Annotated in this window: 20 protein-coding genes; 15 read left to right on the plus strand and 5 right to left on the minus strand. The window is 31.8% G+C overall.

Annotated elements, in window-relative coordinates:
• Window positions 1-184: 184 nt before the first annotated feature.
• The 5 genes from HHU12_RS21430 to HHU12_RS21450 all read left to right on the plus strand — a co-directional run bounded on the left by HHU12_RS21430 (window position 185) and on the right by HHU12_RS21450 (window position 3935).
• Window positions 185-1204, plus strand: a complete 1020-nt coding sequence (locus HHU12_RS21430) for a ParB/Srx family N-terminal domain-containing protein (protein ID WP_169658786.1) — start codon at window positions 185-187, stop codon at window positions 1202-1204.
• Window positions 1205-1334: 130 nt separating this feature from the next.
• Entirely contained in the window at window positions 1335-1895 is a 561-nt protein-coding gene (locus HHU12_RS21435; RefSeq protein WP_169658787.1) for an exonuclease domain-containing protein, read from the plus strand.
• Between the two features lie 47 nt (window positions 1896-1942).
• Window positions 1943-2356, plus strand: a complete 414-nt coding sequence (locus tag HHU12_RS21440; RefSeq protein WP_169658788.1) for a hypothetical protein — start codon at window positions 1943-1945, stop codon at window positions 2354-2356.
• 11 nt (window positions 2357-2367) lie between these two features.
• A complete protein-coding gene (locus HHU12_RS21445; RefSeq protein ID WP_169658789.1) occupies window positions 2368-3195 on the plus strand; it encodes an agmatine deiminase family protein in 828 nt (275 codons plus the stop codon).
• A gap of 11 nt (window positions 3196-3206) precedes the next feature.
• A complete protein-coding gene (locus HHU12_RS21450) occupies window positions 3207-3935 on the plus strand; it encodes a hypothetical protein (protein WP_169658790.1) in 729 nt (242 codons plus the stop codon).
• Between the two features lie 210 nt (window positions 3936-4145).
• Here HHU12_RS21450 and HHU12_RS21455 read toward each other — a convergent pair whose 3' ends face one another.
• Window positions 4146-5507 carry a hypothetical protein gene (locus HHU12_RS21455; protein WP_169658791.1) on the minus strand — a complete coding sequence of 454 codons (1362 nt, stop codon included), beginning with the start codon at window positions 5505-5507 and terminating at the stop codon, window positions 4146-4148.
• Window positions 5508-6389: 882 nt separating this feature from the next.
• Window positions 6390-6653 carry a hypothetical protein gene (locus HHU12_RS21460; RefSeq protein ID WP_169658792.1) on the minus strand — a complete coding sequence of 88 codons (264 nt, stop codon included), beginning with the start codon at window positions 6651-6653 and terminating at the stop codon, window positions 6390-6392.
• A 510-nt stretch (window positions 6654-7163) separates the two neighbouring features.
• Between HHU12_RS21460 and HHU12_RS21465 the strand changes: the two genes are divergently transcribed.
• The gene (locus HHU12_RS21465; protein WP_169658793.1) at window positions 7164-9437 is read left to right on the plus strand and encodes a two-component regulator propeller domain-containing protein; all 2274 of its coding nucleotides are present in this window, start codon (window positions 7164-7166) and stop codon (window positions 9435-9437) included.
• Between the two features lie 1347 nt (window positions 9438-10784).
• Here the strand turns inward: HHU12_RS21465 and HHU12_RS21470 are convergent.
• Window positions 10785-11267 (minus strand): hypothetical protein, encoded by a 483-nt coding sequence (locus HHU12_RS21470; protein WP_169658794.1) that lies wholly within the window; start codon window positions 11265-11267, stop codon window positions 10785-10787.
• 384 nt (window positions 11268-11651) lie between these two features.
• Between HHU12_RS21470 and HHU12_RS21475 the strand changes: the two genes are divergently transcribed.
• Window positions 11652-12587 (plus strand): hypothetical protein, encoded by a 936-nt coding sequence (locus HHU12_RS21475; protein WP_169658795.1) that lies wholly within the window; start codon window positions 11652-11654, stop codon window positions 12585-12587.
• A gap of 81 nt (window positions 12588-12668) precedes the next feature.
• Here HHU12_RS21475 and HHU12_RS21480 read toward each other — a convergent pair whose 3' ends face one another.
• Window positions 12669-13154 carry a hypothetical protein gene (locus HHU12_RS21480; protein ID WP_169658796.1) on the minus strand — a complete coding sequence of 162 codons (486 nt, stop codon included), beginning with the start codon at window positions 13152-13154 and terminating at the stop codon, window positions 12669-12671.
• Between the two features lie 8 nt (window positions 13155-13162).
• On the minus strand, window positions 13163-13537 hold the full coding sequence (locus HHU12_RS21485) for a hypothetical protein (RefSeq protein WP_169658797.1): 375 nt from the start codon (window positions 13535-13537) through the stop codon (window positions 13163-13165).
• An 836-nt stretch (window positions 13538-14373) separates the two neighbouring features.
• Here HHU12_RS21485 and HHU12_RS21490 point away from each other — a divergent pair.
• From HHU12_RS21490 to HHU12_RS21525, 8 genes are all read left to right on the plus strand, one after another.
• On the plus strand, window positions 14374-14769 hold the full coding sequence (locus HHU12_RS21490; RefSeq protein ID WP_169658798.1) for a hypothetical protein: 396 nt from the start codon (window positions 14374-14376) through the stop codon (window positions 14767-14769).
• 86 nt (window positions 14770-14855) lie between these two features.
• Complete coding sequence (locus HHU12_RS21495; RefSeq protein ID WP_169658799.1) at window positions 14856-15254, plus strand: hypothetical protein; 399 nt, start codon at window positions 14856-14858, stop codon at window positions 15252-15254.
• 98 nt (window positions 15255-15352) lie between these two features.
• Window positions 15353-15757, plus strand: coding sequence for a hypothetical protein (locus HHU12_RS21500; protein WP_169658800.1), 405 nt, complete (start codon window positions 15353-15355; stop codon window positions 15755-15757).
• Window positions 15758-15863: 106 nt separating this feature from the next.
• Window positions 15864-16610 (plus strand): hypothetical protein, encoded by a 747-nt coding sequence (locus HHU12_RS21505; RefSeq protein ID WP_205959953.1) that lies wholly within the window; start codon window positions 15864-15866, stop codon window positions 16608-16610.
• A gap of 157 nt (window positions 16611-16767) precedes the next feature.
• Window positions 16768-17511, plus strand: coding sequence for a PD-(D/E)XK nuclease-like domain-containing protein (locus HHU12_RS21510; RefSeq protein ID WP_169658802.1), 744 nt, complete (start codon window positions 16768-16770; stop codon window positions 17509-17511).
• A 187-nt stretch (window positions 17512-17698) separates the two neighbouring features.
• Window positions 17699-18106 (plus strand): DUF2493 domain-containing protein, encoded by a 408-nt coding sequence (locus tag HHU12_RS21515; RefSeq protein ID WP_169658803.1) that lies wholly within the window; start codon window positions 17699-17701, stop codon window positions 18104-18106.
• Window positions 18107-18205: 99 nt separating this feature from the next.
• Window positions 18206-18613, plus strand: a complete 408-nt coding sequence (locus tag HHU12_RS21520) for a hypothetical protein (RefSeq protein ID WP_169658804.1) — start codon at window positions 18206-18208, stop codon at window positions 18611-18613.
• Between the two features lie 646 nt (window positions 18614-19259).
• On the plus strand, window positions 19260-21233 hold the full coding sequence (locus tag HHU12_RS21525) for a LamG domain-containing protein (protein ID WP_169658805.1): 1974 nt from the start codon (window positions 19260-19262) through the stop codon (window positions 21231-21233).
• Window positions 21234-21376 lie beyond the last annotated feature (143 nt).

Here is a 21376-nt window from a genome sequence, read left to right on the forward strand (position 1 = left end):
CAGTAGGTAAAGGCTTGCTACTTTGTGGTGGGTCTTTCTTTTTTAGGGGTACGAATAATTAATCCTAAAACAAATCAATCAACCACTAAGCTTTTGTCAAACTTGACAAAAGCTTAGTGGTTGATTGATTTGCATAACTATATTCAGTTTATTTGTATAAGTAATTACCATCAAAATATTTCCAATGACTGAGTTCCAATATTTAGATAGAAATTTAATCTATATTTTACCTGAGTTAGAGCAATTTATCAGAAAGCAGGGTACAGAAGAAGCTGAGTTATTTCGAGAATCTATTGTACAAGATGGAGTTCGAGATCCTTTACTATTAGTGAATATTGGTAATCATAAAAACTTACTGATTGATGGTCACCACCGTTATAGAGTTACAGGACATTATCATCAATTGCCTGTAAGGTATTTAGAGCACCTTCATACACTGGAAGATGTGAAACTGTGGATGTTGAAAAATCAGTTGGGTAGAAGAAACCTTATCGATGCAGAGCGTATAGATATCGCTTTGAAGATAACTGAATTCATGCAAGACAAGGCAAAACAGAATCAATCTAAAGGAGGGAAAGATAAAGGTTTGTCAAAATTGACAGAAGCTGAAAAGGTAAATACTAGAGAAGAGGTAGTAAAACTATCTGGAGCTAGCTCTGGGAATATTGCAAAATTCAAGAAGATCAAAAAGGAAGCGCCATCTTTCATTCTAAGTCAAGTATTGTCAGGAGAAACATCTATTCATAAAGCATATCAGCAAGTTTCAAATAACAAAAGTTTGACAGAAATGCTAAGAATTTCTTATCAAAAGAAATTGAATGAATCAGAACTTAAAGAATTAATTACTAAATTTTGCCAGTTATCGGTGCCATTTATTGAAGCATCTCATTTCATTCTGTCTTCATTTATTAAAGAGTCCATTAGTAATTATAGAATTCCTAAAACCTCTATGGAAGATGTTGAAGAGGCTTTGGATATCATGAATACTCCAGGAGCATTGAAAGATGAATTTAATATTTTGCGATTAGAGTATTTTTATAAGCAGACAATCAAGATGATTGAATATAGAATGAGTTACCCAGATTATCATGAAGTAGTTGATGCATTTAAAGAACAAGCATATCCTGCTTGGGATAAATTTATTGAACTAAAAACGTTAGAAAGTAAACTTCGAGATGCTAAACAAGAAGAAAAGAAAAAATAGATTTGATATTGAAATACCAATAGAGTAATCTAGGGTGCTTTTCCTATGAAAAATATTGAACGTACTTGTATTACGTTTACCTCTTTTATTTTTACTTCAGATCATTATTGAACGTAAACTTTCCCCAGAGATGAACAACAAAATACTGGTAATCGACATTGAAACAACAGGCTTTCTTAATCAAGGCGGGCACATAGCAGAAATTGGAATCGTGGAATTAGACCTCGAAACAGGAGCAAAGAAGATCGTTTTTGATAAAGTATGCCGTGAGGATGGAATGACAAACCACAGTATACACAACAGTTGGATTGTATCGAATGATTATATGACAGCCACTGAGATTATAAACAGTCGCAATTTAGAAGAATACAGAGAAGAGCTTCAAGCGATCATCAATGCCTATCCTTTAGGAGCTACAGCCTACAACCGCTCATTTGATATGGATTTCTTAGAGAGCAGGAACTTTACCTTCCCAAGAAAACTAGGGTGCCCAATGATTCTATCAACTGACATCTGCAAAGTTTCCTGGAATGATTACTACCAAAAATGGAAGTGGCCTAAAGTGCAAGAAGCCTATGATTTCTTCTTTCCTGATAACGATTACACAGAAATACATCGTGGAGCCGATGACGCTTTTCATGAGGCGGATATTGTAATGGAGTTGTATAGGAGAGGGGTTTTGGAGGTTTAAGGCCTGAATCTTAATTTTGTTATCACCTTTTCAAATAAATTAAACTAATGAGTAAACTAAAAGTACTAAACAGAAAAGTGGCTATTCAGCTTCGACCAATATTGAGTAAGTATATCATTACTTTACAAGAGGAGTATAAAGCAAATGACATCTATCAAAAGTTCAATAACGAAGTCTTCAAAGAGAAGTCTATAAATATCTCTGCAGTTCAAAAAAAGCTAACGGTAGAAATAGAGAAAAAAAGCGGTGATCATGATGCTGTAGAATTAAATATTCCTTTGAAGGATCATAATGAATTATATCTGGCCTTGCATGACGTTTTAAAAGAGTTCAAATATCAATTTCTCAATACAGATTTTGAAGATGCATCTAATATTGACAAGATAAATGAATTCAAAGATTTTTACCGTAAGCTGAAGCATATCCTAGATGATAATTTTGGTAATGTAGAGGGTGTTTAACTCAAGTACTTATGATTACAGATTTTGAAGTAAGCGATGTTTATGTCTCTGAAATTTTATCTTTAAAAGGGGAATACCAATCTACCTTCCAACACTTAAAGGCAACCACCGATAGCTATAAAATACCTTTAAAGTTATTGCCAAAAACAAAAGATATATGGGCTAGAGATTATATGCCTGTACAAATTTCAGAAGGTAAGTTTGTTGAATTTAGATATGACCCTGATTATCTACAAGGAGCTAGAAAAGGGTATAGAAACCTAAAGTCTTACCCTGATATAATATGTGATGCAATAGGTTTGAATACGGTAAAAACGGATATAATTCTTGATGGTGGAAATATGGTTAAGTCAAAAAATACTTTGATAATGACTGATAAGATATTTCATGAGAACCGGAATGATTATACCAAAAAGGAATTAATGAAACAGTTACATTCCCTATTTGAAATTGAAACGATCATTACAATACCACAAGATAGTCAAGATGAATATGGTCATACTGATGGTATGCTAAGGTTTATTGATGGAAATACAGTCATAGTAAATCCTTTCTATAAAAATAACCAAAAAATGATTTCAGCTTTAGAACGTGATAAATTAAGCATTGAGTTCTTAAAGTATGAAGTGAAAAAATTGGATAAAAGGAGCTGGGCGTATATAAATTTCTTACAAACTAAGGATATAATTTTGCTTCCTAAATTCAATATTGATGAGGATGAATTAGCACTTGAGCAAATAAGAAAGTGCTACCCGAATTATAAAGTCGAACAAATAGAAATGACAAACATTGTCAAGCATGGAGGTGCTTTGAATTGTATTACTTGGACAACACTATAATTAAAATTAATATGACTTCTATTGAAAAAAATGTTTTAGATTTTTATTCTGAATTGATCTGTACTGATAATAATAGATATAAATCATGGGAACATTGTTATCAAAATTTTCAAAGCACATTCAATAAAAAATCTCTTACCAAAATTGAAATAGATTTTCTTTCAGTACACTTAGCCTTTTATTTAGCTAGCTGGGGTATGTACAGAGGATCTTCCTTTCTTTTAGAAAGAGATTACAAAATATTCTACCCAATAGTAGAACTTCTTTTTTTAGAGAAAGAATTTTTTACAGAAAGTACAATTGAAGATATGCTCAAGCAGAAAGATGAAAAATGGATCTCTGAATTTATTGAAAGATATTTCCACTTAGATAAAAAGTTAGAGTTGTCACTTGAAAAAATACGAAAGTCTGTAAAAGGAGAAATTAATACTCCCATTTCATACACTTTAAAAAGTAAAATACTATTAGGAACTTTTGGCTGTATACCTGCATATGATAGATTTTTTATTAATGGAATTAAAATCAATAACATGGATTATCACATAACTCAAAAATATTCAAAAAAAAGTTTAAGAGATATAATGAATTTCATACAGGATAATTTGGAAATTTTTATAAGTACAAGAACTAAAATTTCCCAAATTCAAAATGAGTCCAAAAACTTAAATAAAATCAAATACCCAATCATGAAATTGATAGATATGTATTTTTGGAAAATAGGTTTTGATCAAGGAAAATGATCAAAATAATTTGCTATATGATAGGTGATTAATATGGTATTTCAATCTTTTAATTACTCCCATCGTGTATTCCACCTTACTTCTCTTCATTCTATTCATCATAAGGTACATACATTACTCACTTTTTGGTAGAAGTAACCGTTTGCTTGTTAGTTTGATGATGAGGAGTAATGAAGTAGTAAATAAAAATCACAGAGAGAATGTCTATTTTTAAATCTTCAATTTTTGTTTCTTGATTATTGAATTTAATTCTTTTATGACATTTTTTATGTCATAGTCAGGGTATACAAAAATAATAGGGCAATCATTTGACTTTGATTTTTTAAATTTACGTTGATCTCTTTCTTGGTTTTTTTTGAATTCTTTATTAGCAAAAGACTTTCCCTTTCCTCCAAAATCAACTGGGGTTTGATGTTGTTCTCCTTGATACTCTATCGCGATATTTAATTCAGGAAAATATATATCGAACCTTTGATTACCTAACCATTCTGGAGAACCTTGCGATATAACTTGATAACGATTTTTATATCGATTTCTAATTTCCCTAAATAGAATATCTTCATTATAAAATGCTCCGATTATTTTTTCATTATGAACTATTCTACATTCATTTTCAAAAATCCTTACTGCCCTTTTTAAATCATTAGCAAAAAGCCATTCATATTGAAATATTACATCATTTCTGAATGTTGAATTTAATTCTTCAAGATTAGAAATTCTAGGTGTAAAGTTTGAAAAAATATGATTAATAAGATCGTTTTTAGTATTGAAATTACTTTTAATATATTGTTTTATTACCGGTGTTGTAACAAGTTTTCTTGTACTTTGTAGGAAGTCCATCGAAATTATCTTATCACAGAATTCATCAAATTTTAATACATCCCACCAATAATAATATATAGTACATTGTTTTACTTTTTCTATTAATTCTGGCATTGAGTATTGATGGATATCAATAAAACAGTTTTCAATAAATATAGATCTGTACGGAGGAATTTTAAGTGTCATATAATTTGATTCATTTTCTAATGAATAGTTAGAAAAAATATCTTCATCATAAGTCTTTATTTCTTGATCTGATATTAAAAAATATTTCCGTTCATATTTTTCAATTAATTCATCTGTATATCTTATGTAATATATATTCTGAGAATATGGATTGCCATCTAATGTTCTTTGTTTATAGTCGTTAACCATTCTTTCTAATAACATGGGATCAACTTTATTGTAAGTATACCATCTCCATTTATCATATATTGACTGAATAGTTTCAGTAATCTTAACCCTTTTAGTTCTAAAATCATCCTCATCTATAAGATCAATAGCTTCTTTTTTATATTCTTTATACCCTGTAAGACTATTTCTATGAAGAACTTTTCCTGTAACAAACAAGTCATACCACTTATATTGTAAATTTTGCTGTATTTCAAATATTAGTCTTTCATTATTGTAGATATAATCGATAAAGAAAAAACTCTTAATTCTTTTTTTTATAAAATCTATATCATCATTTGATAGTAAATCATTAATAAAATAAATATTGAAGTCCTCTTTTTTAAATAGCTTGATCATTTTCAAAAAATTATTGGAAGTTTTGTAGTAAGTCTATGATAAGCTTCAATTAATACTTTTTACTTAAAATTTCAAAATGGAATGTGTATCCCTTACGTTGATATAGGTAGTTATTTTAAAATGAAGACTCTAACTTATTGTGATGGAGTTGTTTATCTATAAGTGGTTTAAAGTTGCAAACCATAATGTTCGCTAAATAGCATTAAAACGCATTTTAGCTCTGCATTATAGTTCACTTGCCGACGCTCTTGCAAGCCAAAATCAAGCTTTCTACTAAACTTCTATGAGCTACATATTTTAGCTTGCTCCCAATCTGCTCTGCCGTTGTGGCCACCAACAAAGCCATACTTTCAGGAGTAATTTATAAACCGAGACAATCTACCACAAGTGTAGCTTTGTTTCCTATCGAAGCCAAAGAGGATAAAAAGAGCTTCCGTAAACTACAGCACTGTTTATCCTCTTCCGCTATTTTTCCTACCCGCCATAACGCTATGTTAACCTAATCACTTGTAGTAAACATAACTTCTTGCTTTAAATGTTCATTTTGGCGTGATATAAGATCTTTTGTCCTAAAGGTGTCTTACCATTTACTTTTTCCTAAATCCTTTATAAACCCAAAAAACGCCTATGACAATTATTTGTAAGATGAAAAATGAGACCATAAATTTATCAAATTCAAACACCGAGTGTCTTAATTTTCTGTTATACCAAAATGAAGAACTGTAAGAGATATAACAAGCTGTAATCTCCAATATAACTAGAAATAATCTTTCGAATCCATTTAATCTTTTCAACATATTTTTCGCTTGTATTAATACTATATTACTTGTGCTAGTTACAATAGAAGCTTGTAACTAATCGATCTAGTCAAATAACAAAAGATTAAACTTTTCTAAAGTTCCTTGTATGCCAGAAACTCTTGTACATTGGAGGTCTTGAAATATCATAGTAATGCATAATACCATAGCGGATAGTACCAGCCAAAAAATTCCAAATGAAACCACCTATGATGGCACCAAATACAGCACTGAATTTCCCATCTATTACTGTAAAGAAAAATATTGGAGCTATAAATCTTGATAACTGAAGAGTTTGTACTATACAGACATAAACTAGATTTACTATGAGTCTATTTGAGTCTTTCATTGTATTATTATTTTTTGGTTAAATACAGAACTACTTATTAATGAGATTTTTTGTAATGAATGCCCTATTAAAATTCTATAGATTAGGATTTATTATGCCAATGTACCTTATAGATCTCTTCTAGAACTTTCATCTTATCATTCAAGAAAAATCAAATTATAGAGTGTGCCTCTCCCAAGTTAAATACCAGTACACAACCTCGCTCAAAGGGTATCTACCTTTTCCCACCCACCACAGGCTTTGTCTCTCGTGTAATTGTTATCAGTATGCCTATTTCATTACTACTTTTTATTTGCCATTTTGTTATATTGAAAGAAGAACTATATCTTTATGTATTACAAATAAACTACACTTTATATTAGCTAATTCTTAATAAGTAATCTTCATTCTAATATAATGATGCTGGATCTTTATAATAGATATTTAGAATTACAGCTAGTACTTGGTCTCATAGTATAATTACTAGACTGAAAGTGATAGTTTTTAATTTAATTCCAATTACTTTTTAAGATGAAACTTTTAATATTTTTTATATTTCTAATATATCTCCCATCAAATTTTATAAAAGCTCAAAATATTGAGCATTATTTCAATCTTAATGAGAATCAATGTGCAACTTATCATAACGATACCTTATGGGTCGGAACTAATGTTGGTCTGGTTGCCTGGGATTTAAACGAAGAAAAAATCGTTGAACATTATCATACTTCTAATAGTAATTTAGTAGAAAACAATATACGAAAGGTTGAAGTTTCTAAGGATGGGACGGTTTGGATAAGTGGTGCGAAAAGTATTTCTTGGAGGAGGAATAATGTTTGGAAAAGCAAACAGTTTAAATCTTTTAAATACGATTATTTCCATAATATTAATTCAATGGTTCTTGGACATAATGGGGAAGTTTGGGTTAGTACAAACGATGCATTATACCAATTTTCAAATGACAAGTGGGAAATAATTTATAAAGACAACCTTTTTAAGGGAGCCAACTTATTTGTAGACAAAGAAAACAAACTTTGGTTTGACGGAATTAATAATAAACTGTTATGTTATGCAAATAATTCAATAAGCGAACTTTCTCCCCAATATGGTGAATATTTTTCAAGATTATTTGTCGATAGTAAGAATAGAAAGTGGATAAATACAATAAATGGATTTCAATATTACAATTTAAATGAGTGGGTAGAAGCAATTAATACAAGGTATTTAGATTCTAAGTTTATCAAAGAAGATTATAAAAATCGAATATGGTTTGATAAGGGAGGTGATATTGCAATTGAAGAGAATGATTCCATAAGTTTATTGAATATTTATCGAGAGTTAGATAATAACAATCCAGAACTAATTCGAACAGGTGGATTTCTTGATGTTATTATTAATCCTTCAGCTACTTTCATAATATTAACTAGAGCTGTTTATCATTTAGAGGAAAAGTCTATCTATTTTTTTGAAGATATTGAATTAGATGATTTAAGAAAAACTGAAAGATACGTTTTTGCTAAATTGATGAAAGATAACAACTTACTAATTGTTACCTCTAAATATATATTAAACTTTAAAAATGGAAAATTCTTAAAAATACAAGTACCCACAAATATTATTGATAATGAAATCATTAAGGTTCAAAAAGGACTTACGAATGACATGTGGTTTTTCTCAACCCATGGCGTAGTTAAGGTGAAAAATGAAAAAATGAATAAATTTGATATAAATGTAGATTATCCACCTGAAGTGAAAATAAATCAACAGGGAGAGATTTGGGGGAACTTAGATTCTTATCAGGGAATATTTGTCATCAACGATAAGGATAGTGTAAAAACAATATATAATTACAAATCTCCTAATGTTTATGATTTATCAAGAATATATACAGGTATAGATAATGCTAATTGGCATATTTTGAATACTTGCTATAAGTATACGGAAGAGGGAAACTGGGAAAAAGTTGCAAATGCTCCTCAAAGTAAATCTCTAATAAAAGACTTTTTAAAAGTTGAAGATGAATATTGGTTTCTGTTTGATTCTTTATATGTCTACAAAGATGGAAATTGGGATAAAAAGCAATTTGATTTCAATTCAAGACCTGAAGGGATTAAAAGAAATATATTCTCTGATAATGAAAAGAATGTATGGCTAACTATTACCAAGGATTCTTTAGTTAAACAAAATAAAAATGGAAAAATACAGGGATTTAAAGTAAGAGAATTATTAGGTAATAGAGAAATTTTAGGGTTTAAAGGAGGGAAGAATTCAAATATTATTTGGTCAAGTTCTGCTGTTGCGATATACGACAATGAAAAATGGTATTCACATAAAGCTAGAGTAACAACATTTGAGCCTATTGAAGATCATAAAGGTAATTGGTGGTTTTGTAATGATGACAATTTAGTTCTAATAAATAATAACAAGATTAATTCTTTTAATATGAAGGTTGTCTTTTCAACAACTTCTTCAGGTAGAATTTATAAAACCCCTTTTATTGATAGTAAAAATAATATTTGGTTTCTGCATGATAAAGGTGTACTATGTCGTAAGAGTGATGAAACATGGGAAATACATGCATTTGATGAGAATTTACCTCTTTATGCTTCTACCTCTATTGTAGAAGATCAAAATGGCACAATATGGATTGGTACAATGACTGGATTAATAAAATACAAAGAAGGTGAAATTGAGATCTTAAATGCGTCAAATGGTTTATTCAATAGCAATATTAAAAATTTGGAAACTGTTGAAAATAAATTGTTTATCATATATGAATCAGGGTTTTCAATACTGACTTTATAAAGTAATTATGGTTTGATAAGTTCAACATAAAAAGTTTACTAATAAAATATATCTTCCTACTTATCACTCCCCTCATAAAAGAAATAGCTTGGCAAGAAAATGATCACAAGAATCAAATCATTTCTTACCAAGCTATCTCTTTTTCCCGACCCGCTCAACGGATACGCCATCACCAAAAGGAGCATTTAATAAATTACAGGCTAGAAGAATGAAGCCTTTCATTTTTAGCATACCCCTTTTGGTTCCCACATTGGTAGTAGGACATAAAAAGAGCTTCTGCAGGCTACAGCACTGTTTATGTCCTACCACCACTTTTGCCAGCCTAGTGCCGACACACGATCCGCTACACTACCTCACACAAACTGTATCAATCATTCCCACCCACCGAGAGGACGAATCGTTGAGATAGTATGAAGTTGTCCGAAGATTACTAGCCCGGTCTTTTACCCCAACGCTCACAAAAGAAAACCACGGAAGGAAATAAAATTATTTATTAGGGTTTTTCCACCCATTATTTTCTTTTTTCTAACTCGCTCCACAGATTGGCCAACACCTAGAGCCGATCTTAAAAATCTCCATGCTCAAAAAATGTAGCATTCCAATTTTAGGCGATCAGCTCTAGGCTCCCGCGTGGAAGTAAGAAACAAAAACCGCTTCCGCAGGCTACAGCCGTTTTTGCCTCTTACACCCACCTTTTCCCGCCCAGTGCCGATACACTGTCTGCTACACTACCTTTTTTAGAGGGTGAATATAGATACTTGTACGTTAATTTCTTTTTATAACATTATACAAATGTTTGGGGTGTCATACGGCTGGTAAGAATCAAAAAGTTATAAAATTCGATAAGCTCATAATTGACCCTTTTAAGGAAGTTTTTGGCACTTTAAAGGAGATATTTTTACAATCAAAGGCGTATAATTTCCTTATTCAATATTAACAAGAACTCAGCAAATGAAAAAATTAACGTATCTAAAACCAATTTTATCAGTAACATTATAGTTCACTTGCCGACGCTCTTGCAAGCCAAAATCAAGCTTTCTACTAAACTTCTATGAGCTACATATTTTAGCTTGCTCCCAATCTGCTCTGCCGTTGTGGCCACCAACAAAGCCATACTTTCAGGAGTAATTTATAAACCGAGACAATCTACGAGAAGTGTAGTTTTGTTTCCCCACATAGCCAAAGAGGATAAAAAGAGCTTCCGTAAACTACAGCACTGTTTATCCTCTTCTGTTACTTTTACACAGATACAGTTTCTTTTATAACTATTTGAATAAGTTATTTATAGCAACTATCATAAAATAATTGTTAAAGACCATGGTTTTGTGTTTAAAATTAAGAAGCTACTTATCCAATGGAAATTACAATATCTTTCGTCTTCAAGTCTAAATACTCTTTATATTCAGGTGTGTCATGCACATAATTGAAAATTATTTTCAAATAACTTCTTATTTTTTCAGAGTAAAAATTTATCAATTCATTCTCCAGCTTTTTTTCACCTTCAAAAGTATGATCAGGTGACTGGTAAAAATGATGCGTAAGATTTATACTTATCGAATCATTTTCTATTATATCAACAAAGTTCATTCCTTTGAAACTATCTGAATTAATAATTGCTTTTGGTTTATCAAGTTGTGAAATATGAAAATCAACCTTAATAGGATTAATTGATATTTGAAATAATATATATTGAGTTCCTTTAAATGATTTTGTATCGAAAGCTGGATGTATATGAATTTTCCTAACTTTTTTTACCCATTCAGTTTGCTCAATTATGCTTTGAATAATTCTTGCTAAACGATGGTAATCAATCTGATTGTAATATGGCATTGTTACTTAGTTAAAAGTGTTATAAAAAGTCTATATTATTCAATTTGAATGGGATTTCAAAGTAGAATAATTAGATCTCAGAACTTAATCTGATTAACTTTTGATGTTAATACCTATATCATGTTTGAACAGGTACTTTAAGAAATTGAGCTTTTCGAGTTTATTTATTACCTATATTCATAAAGCCTTTCATTATATAGTATGTATTTTTAATTATCAATCACGATTAATACAAGTTATTATCAATCAATAATAAGGGCTTTTGTTAATGAGCTTTATTTTCAGTTTTGTTAACAAGGTGGTGTGCATTACTCTATTTTCAGATCTATACATTAAAGCTCAATACATATACTTAAATAAATAGTTACCCTTTATTTTCATTAAATGAAACGTTTATTTATACAATTCTTTACCCTTTTAGTAATTGTCCAATCATGCAAAGAAACAGTAGTCGTTGAGAAGGTTGTCGTAGCACCTCCTCTAAAGGTTTCTGATGTTGTTAAACTTGGAAGGTATACCTTCCAACAGAACCCTACAATTGTGACAGAATATATTGTTTCTGACACTTCTGTGATTCAACATTCTTGTAGCAATCAAAACAGCTATAGTCAGCATACCTCAATTTTAAGAAATTTAGAGCCTTTAAAAGATAGTTCTTTTTATGTAGGCAACACAGAATCTTTTAGTTATGGAGTACCTATTATGCCTCCTTATTTCTCTGATACTTTAGTTAAGTACCCCTCAAATCAGCAATTCAATAAAATTGATCTGAAGTCTATTGCTGAAAATCCCGATTATGTTTACGCTGAAACTTTTGTACCAAGTGTGAATTTTAAAGATTCAGTGAAGTTAGTAGTTGAAACCGCTGTTGCTCCAAAGGCTGGCTTTTATAGAGAAATAATCAATGGATTGACTTATAGTGAAGTTTATATAGGTCCAGATTCTACAGAACTTAGAGCTTTTTACAGTAGAGATAATGAAAGAGTTTGGGTACAATATTTCTTTGAATCTAAATACATGACAGCTTTTGCGGGGTCATTAAGTGCACATTCAAATCGTATTCAAATACCAATTAATGATGGGTATGTTTATAAAAGACATGACCTTGGTTATGATGATGGTTATGATATAAAAACAGAGGGAAGAACTATTCAATATGGCGTTAATTATGACACTCATATTTTTTCACAGCTAAACCTATCTAGGTTGAGCTATATAACTTATAAAGACGCTCCTTCTAATTGTAACCCCACCAAAATTGATGATGATGAAGATTGGAATCTTAAGGTTAACTATTTTAAACCAAGTATTAAACCTTAATCTATTAAGTTAGCAAAATGAAAATAGTTTATAAGGAATGGTTTTAACCGTCTCTTTATAAACTATTTTTTTATCAATCAATCAATCATTCACATGTGAAGGCTCACTTTCGATCCAATATGAAATACTCTCGCTGTCAATACTGATCTCCACTTCTTCCTCAGTAAAGTAAGCTTTAGGAGCAGGCTGATCTTTTTCTCTCACCGTCCAAGAAAGGTTCATAAGATAATTTCCCTTGGGAAGACCGTCAATGATAAATGAACCTGAAGCTTCAGTGATAAGCAGATCTCTGGAATAATAAAGGGTAGAAGAGGAGCTTGTGGTGGTGTAACCTTCTTCAACATCTTTGATTGTGTAATGACTGAAAAGCTCTACAAAAACACGGTAGCGGTATAAAGATTGGTATTCTTCTTTGATGTTGTAATGGAATGTGATACTTCCTGAAGCCTGGTATGGCTCAATGTCATTTTCTAAATCACTATGCAGTTCAGTGCATGAGGTGAAGAAAATTTGAAGAATGAGAAAAGGAATCGTTAGCAGTAAATTAATTATTCGTTGGTGTGACATTTCTTGGGTTATGATAGCTTATTTTTAAGGTCACTTACACTAATTTCAGTTTTACGATACTCATTGATTAATTCTCCCAATCTCATATGCAATCTTAAATTGAGTAAATACTGGTTTCTAATTGTTTCGTCTCCTTTAAACTCTTCCTCATACATGCCTAATGGTTTATTTAAAGCCCTACTACCTTTGATAAGAAGATCGATGAACAAACTATAATTCTTTTCATCATTCTCAAAAAAATATTTTGGATCATTTATTCCTTTTTCAACGATTAAAACAACAGCATCAAAGGAGTTAATTTTTTCATCTTCCGTTAAATCATTATTCAAGTATATTAGATTATATCTTAAAGCGTTTAACATTGATTTATTTAAGTCTTTCATTATCAAAATTCTTTTATTCCCATTAAAATTACATCAAAACTACTCAAAATAAATTGTTTCACACAATATATTGGAATACATAACCTATGCTAATATTAAGAGGTAGCATCAAAAAATGTAGCCCGGTTCGTAGGAGTTAGCTACCCAAGCAGGAGGCTAAAAAAAGAATGCACATCACCCCTGTAGCAAACCCCCATCCCCAAGTGCTACAAAAGATTGCATGGAAAAAAATGGCCCCACAAGGGTATATGAAACAGCTCGTTCCTCACTGCCCTTGTGGGGCCATTTTTCCCATGCAGTGTAGTCTTTCGCACCTTGGGGGGTGGGGGCTTGCCTCAGGTGCGGTGTGCGTTCTGTTTTTTTTAGCCTCCTGCTTGGCCAGTGTGAAATCTCCTTCCAAGCGAGAGTATTGCATAATTATCAACTTTTGTTTTTCATAGGAATATTCCCCCGATGTGGTTCGTAAAGTGGGGGGCGTAAGTGGTGCGTGTTCTGTTTATTCGGCCCAGCTTTCCAAGTTTAGCCCCTTCTTTTTTTAGTGATTTTAGTTGTTTTTTTAGTCTTTTCTTTTCCTTGTTTTTGAGGTGCAGGCAGGTGGTTTTTACAAATTTTAGAGGTGTTATTTTATTGATTATCAGGTGATTATAATCATGTTTGCAACCTTAGTTTTATTGGGTTAAGTAGCTGATTTTTAGTATATTAGAGTATCGAAAAAGGAAAAATACTCCTTTTCGGTAAAGGGTAGCTACCTTTGTTTTTACATTTTATGTATCACAAAAAAAGCGATAAAACTGCATCGCCAAACACCGTTTTACCGCTTTGAAATCAAATTTCTTATGCAATCTATTCATTTTTCAGCGGTTGAGCAAATCGGCTCCCGTCTTATTTGTCAGGCAGCGTTTGCCTTGGCTTCTTATCAGTTCCTAAAATCACAAGTGTATCAGGAGCTAAAAACACCACCAAACGTTATAGCCTCTTTAGAAATTGGCTTCACTCCAGAGTCTTCCCGCTTGCCTGTTGCCCGTGATATGGCCTTATATTACCTTTTAGAGGTAAAGCGTTTATATGCTGATTATCCAGAGTATCTGGATCGTGCTAAAAAGTCATTGGCTTTTAGTGCTAGTATTCAGCTTTTTGAGTTGAAAAGTATGGCCAGCAGTCAGCATTATCCTGCCCCTTTTCCCCTTCCAGAGCTAGATAAAGATGCAGATTATTCAGATTTGCCTTTTTAGTATCTTTCTGAGTACATCACAGCATTTTTTACCTCACTTTCGGGTGGGGTAGTTCTCTATTTTTCATTTTCCAAGATTCTATCATCATGAAAATTATTAATTATAAAGGCGGTAAAGCGGTTCTTTTCGCTTCTGGAATTATTGTTGTAAAATTTGATACATCAACTGCGTACTATCGTTTATATGTGACAAAGTTTAAAAATTTTAAACTGACAAAATCAGCGGTTAAAACAGCAAAAAAAAGTTTTTCAACAGGGGAGGAGATTAACTTTTCAGATCTATTAGAAATCGGTTTACAGTATTTTAAAGGAGTTTATGAAGTTCCTTCATATCTTTTCAATAGTCATCAAGATGCAATTTGTGATTTAGTAAAAAGGTATGTGCTTCCCCATGTAGAGGCAGAACAAGAGCAAATTATTCCAGAGCTAGACAAAGAAAAGCTAACTACAGCTACAGTCTCAAACGGCCATCATTCGGAGGAGTAAAAGAGCGATCTAAAATATTTTCTTTTCGATTCAATTAAGGTGGGGGAGCCTTCGGCCCCCTTCCTTTTCAACGATTCAAAATCCAAAATCTTAAAACTATGTATTTATTATTTCATTTGGAGCACCTTCCTATGGCAGTGAAGGAGCATGAGGTTTTTATTGCCAACAGTTTACATGAGACAAAAGATGAAACGAAGGGTTACATCTATTTTCATGTGACCATTGGAGAGTATGAATTCATTGCTAGCATGGATTATACTATTTCTTACAATACACAGGAATACCAGGGGGATTATTGGACACCTCCATTTACAGAATATACTTTCAGAGGACTAAGCATCGATTATGGTTCTTATGAAATCGTAGGAGGCAAAACAGATCTTGACGAGTTTTCAAAACATGACCAATGCAGTTTGAAATGTGGTATTAAACACACCGTTATGCGTGAATCAAAAACGGTAGAGGAGAACCCTTTCGATTTCTTCGATATTGAGGAAGCCTAACGGCTCCGCCCCAGAGGGAGGAGGTGCCTTCGGCACCCCGCCTTTTGTGGGGTACTCTCAAAATCAATCTTTCAATCAATTTCTCATTTTCCAAAATTTAAAAATCATGACAGCGAATAATAAAACAGTGAAAACAACAGGTAAGAATACTTCTACTAAAAGAACTGCTACAGTAGCAAAAAAAGAAGTGGCCACACCTCAAAATACAGTAGTAGAAAATCAAGAAGAAACACTACCTGAAACTGAAGAAACAGTAACAACAGCTGAAATAAAAGAGCTTCCAAAAGTGAAATACTTCGAAGGATCACCTTTGCAGTATAGAGCTGATTGTAAAAATGGAAAACTAAATATTAACGGCACTACTGATGTAGGCAAGGAAATGAGCATTAATCCCGTGGCTTGGCGTTTTTTCACCGATGATATTTTAGGGATGGGGAAAAAGAATTGGGTGGAGATCTTTTTTATTGATGTAAATAACTGCCTTTCAGCAGTGTTATTTCATGGTTTCAGCCGTGAGAATTTAGAGGCTATTGCTGCTTCGCTTTTCTATTCTGATGTGACACTATCAGAAGTCAATTTGCATATCACTTTTGACAAGAAGCAAAACAAGCAGGCTAAGAGTACTTATTACATAGCCAACTTTGATTTTGATGTGATTCCACCCGAAGAACTAGAAGACACAAAGGCAAGCATTGAAGGCCTGAAAATTTACCGACAAGATACCTTAAATGAGGAATGTGATTTTCAATCTACTCACAACTTTTTCAATCCTCATTTTACAGATATTGAAATAGAGGTAGAGGCATTAGAAGAAGGGGAAGAAGTACAAGCTATAGAAACTAAAAATGAATAGAAAGTATCTAGTTAAGGTACTTTGAATAGTATTTAATTGTATAAGGGATCAGTAACGGGGAGAGGATTTTCTTCTTCCTGTTCTTTTCAATCTTATACTTCAAATCTATAGATCAGTTTTATAAAATCAATTCCAAAAACACCAAAACAGTTTAACGATGAAATCTAATTTAAAGGGTGTAGCTGTCACAGATACAGTTACAAAAGATACTGCAAAATTTGTTCTTAATGCTCATTCTGAATACAGAATATACGACATGAACGAACAGGAATATAGACAACATCCTGCGATCTCTAATTCTGACCTCAGCAATGCGAAACGCATTTTAAATGGAGAGGCCATTAAGAAAGATACTTCAGCATTCCGCATGGGAAGGCTTATTCATCTGGCCATCCTGGAACCTGAAAAATGGGAAAAAAGAAAGTTATTTCTTCCTACGGAAGAGAAAAACAAGGTTGAAGAAATTGCTCACGTAGCCAATCAAAATCCATATCTCAAAAAGATCAACTCCACCAATTTATGGCAGTTTGAAAAAGTCAATTTTTGGGTAGACGAGAAAACAGGCATCAGCTGTAAATGCCGTATGGATATGCACTTTGGAAGAGTGGCTATTGGAGATCTGAAAACCACAAGACAAGCCACAAAGGAAGCTTTCTTGAAAGATGCTGAACAATACGATTACAACCGCCAAATGGCGTTTTATAGCGAAGGTTGGCAACCTGATTTCTTTATTTTAATTGGGGTGTCTAAAGCCCCAAAAAGCAAAGGGGCACTTTTTATCAGTGAAGTAGATTTCGAAAGCGAAATGATGGAGGAGGGAAGGAAGAAAATGCACTTCCTGCTTAATGAAATCAATACCAATGCCTCATTACTTAAAGCAGTTTATGAAGCCAGAAATTAAGAAGGACTTAATTACAAGAAATCACTTACAAGAATTTGAAATGATATAGATGCATAGATAAAATGTGAATTGGCATAACAATAAGGTCACCGGAGTTTCCGGTGACTTTATTTCACTTAGAAGTTCTTTAGTTAGAAATATTTTACATAGAAAAGAAATTTATCGATAATTGAGAAACGAAAATACAATGAATCATAAAGTCTTAAAGAAACACCGCATCATCATTGCCGGAACAAGGTCTTTCGATGATTACAGCAAATTAGAAAAAGAAGTATTGCTGTTTATACAGCAACATCATCTACCAATGAATGAAATACAAATTGTCTCTGGAGCTTGCAGGGGAGCGGATCAGCTAGGCGAAAGGTTTGCCGAAAATCATAACCTACCCGTTAAGCAGTTTTTAGCAGATTGGAGCAAAGGCAAGATTGCAGGTCCTTTAAGAAATCAGGAAATGGCGAAATATGGAACACACTTGGTTTGTTTTTGGGATGGGGTAAGTACAGGGGCTAAAGGAATGTGTAGGGTGGCTTTTAAAGAGGGTGTGAAGGTGAAGGTGGTGAAGTATGGGAGAGGGGAGAGTTTGACGTTGTTTTAAAAATGTTAACTTAATGAGTTTAAATGTTAAATCAGAAACTTTAGAATTGTAAAATCGTATTTCACTATAAATACACCATTAAACTATACCAAAAAAATTATGAAACATCTGCTTCTTATTGTTGTGGGAATTTTTGTGTTGTCGAGTAGCTCTTTGGCTCAAAATAGAAACCCAAGCAATAATACATATAATGGAACACCAAGTTTAAGGTTTAAACCTTTATTTATTCAGTATCAACAAGCAGTTATTCAGTATAATAAGAGTTCAAATAAGGAGAATGAAGATTTAAATCGTTTGTCTAAGAAATTAATAGATACCTTTGCTTTCGAGGTGTCAAAAAAATATGGTAAAAAAATAGGATATTTATACTTTATAGGAGATAATGTTGTTTCTTTTTATGGTTTCTTTGAAAAAAATAATGAACGGAAAGTACCAATGGAGAACCCAACGAGTTTACCACAAATCTCTTATTATTTAAATTTTCCAGAGGTAAGTCTTCCAAAATAAGTTGATATTTAAAAATACTTTATACCCATTTTCATATTCTGTGAAGATGGGTTTTTCAATTATATACAACTCATTTTTGATTGATTTTTTGTATTTGAAGATATATATGACAGACATGGTTTATTAGTTAAATGTCATCTTTTTATGGTTGACTGAGGTATATAGCAACCCCCGCTTTTCGCAACACACTGCTTTGCAGATGTATCAGTTTTTCCATCCCGCCAGTTTTTTACCGCAACCCACTTCTAAGGTGTTATCACACCTTTCTTTTATGCCAACCCGCTCTAACACAACACCCAAAACACAAATCAAGAAGAATAAATTCTTCTCTCTTTTTTGCCCCTCAACCGCATCCCCACCCCCCGCCCTTGGCGGGAGATTTTTTATCGTCAAAGTGAAAGGTTTGCTAAAAAGTATAATTTACCTGTTAAGCAGTTTATAGTGGATTGAAGCAATAGGAAAATGGCCAGATATAGAACGTACTTGTTTTTTGGGGGATGAGGTGAGAAGTTTGATAAAGGAAAGTGTAAGTGAAAAATTGAAAATAAAAATAATTACTTTGATACTAAAACCTACTCATTAGGGTAGTTATTACAAATATTTAAAGTAGTACATTTGTAAAATAATTCATCTTAAATTTTTTACTATGACTTTTAATTTAAAGCAACTTTTTACTATAGCTTTACTGTTGTTTATTTTTTCATGTACTTCTGATCAAGAAGAAGACGTTGATTCCATTCAATCTAGTACTAAAATGTCTATTTCTGATACTGAAATTTATACTTTAGAAATGGTTGAAATATCTATTTCTGATGATGTTGAACTACAAGATATTTACAGTGGTACTTTTGGAGGAAATGAAATAGCATTAGCTAAAGTGGATGAAAGTACATTGTCCTTTTTAGTACCTCACCTAGAAAGCTCAACCTACCTTCTTGAATGTGATTTTGGTACTTTGCAAGTCCCTGTTATAAGGTCTGAGATTGAAACTTCTAAGGATGATATCATCAAATATTTTGAAGAATTGTTAGATTCTTATAGTATGTCGATTAACAGTGAAGGCACTTTATTATCTTCTAGTTATCTATCAAAATATTACAATAGTATCTCTGAAGAAGAAAAAGAGGAAGTAGCTTTATACCTACAGTCCAATAAACTATTTTTTGAAAGTTTGATTTCTTTACAACTTAATGATGAGTCATCAACTAGAATTTTAAATGATGATTTTTTACCTAAAGAAATTGAAGATAAGTTCAGGAGAATAGTTGCAAATTACGGTAAGTTAAGGTCTAACATATCTAAAGTTGTAAGTAATTTTAAAACAATATTTTCTGGTCCAATTGGAGCTGTTTTTACTATTATTCAACTTACGACACTCGTAGATAGAGCAAATCAGATAGCAAAAGACATGTCTGATATTTATACAAAATCTATAGATTCTTTTTACAATACATTTGATATAAAATTAGATAATGAAACATATAATGCAAATCGCTATTTATCAGGTTTAACATTATCATTTATTATTGAGGAAGAAAAAAGTATTACTATTTATAAAAAGTATCGACCAATCCAACAATCTGATCGTTATTCTTCAAATGAAGTTTTGTCATCATATTTTGTGTTTTACGATGAATATATAACAATAATTGAAAATTTAAATTCAAAGATTTATAACGTAAATAAAGATTTACAAATAAATATACCTGTTATTCATATAGAAAAAATTCCGGAAGAAGCAGAAGTTACACAGGTAGAAATAACAGAAAGCGACTACAACAATTACACTTTTTCAACCGACAATGTAAATCTATCTGTCAGTTCTCAATTTAAAGGAACTGGTAAAGTTGGTTTGACAATAAGTAAAATTGATAATGTAAACATGAGTATAAATGAAGGTTTAGATTTCAATATTAAGATTAATCTTAAGGATATATTTGAATATTCTATTGAATCTAAAGTTTTTGATATTTCCGAATGTTCTGTTTTACCTATTAATACAATAGCTTTTTGGTCTTTTAATGGCAATACAAGTGATATAACAGGAAATGGCTATAATGGAATAATCTCGAATGCTAGCCTTACTACTGATAGGAATTCTAGACCAAATAATGCCTATCTATTTGGAGCTAATAAATATATTGAGATATCAAATGGGAATAATATGAATTCATTTGAAAATTCTATATCTATCTCCTGCTGGATAAAACCAGATGATAGTCAGGGACTTAATACAATACTTTCAAAGTGGCCAGTAGCTCAAGAAACAGATCATTTTGGTATTTGGTTAAGTAATATGAAACCTGTTTTAGCTATAGGACACCCTTCTATTTCGGTGGGAGGCGTTACATTTAATTATACTTTAAAAAGTGATGAATGGTATTTTTTGACATTTACATGGATAAATGGAATACATAAACTATATGTTAATGGTGAATTGAAAGAAGAAATTAATCATCAAGAATACACCAAAATATCTACATCATCTGATGGAGATTTATTCATTGGAAATGATGGTGAGAATCGTTTTTTTCATGGAGTGATAGACGGAGTAGGAATTTATAATAGTGTATTAAGTAACTCTGAAATTCAAGAATTATATAATTGTTCTGATTATTAATAATTCTTACAATTCTCACAAAAGAGATAGCTTGAAAGACAATGATTCCATTTTGATGATTATTGTCTTTCAAGCTATCTCTTTTTGTTAACCAACTATGTCGTAATAGCCATCACCTAGACCTTTTTAAACCACAAGCTCTA

This window comes from Flammeovirga aprica JL-4 (assembly GCF_012844305.1).
GTDB classification, from domain to species: Bacteria; Bacteroidota; Bacteroidia; order Cytophagales; family Flammeovirgaceae; genus Flammeovirga; species Flammeovirga aprica.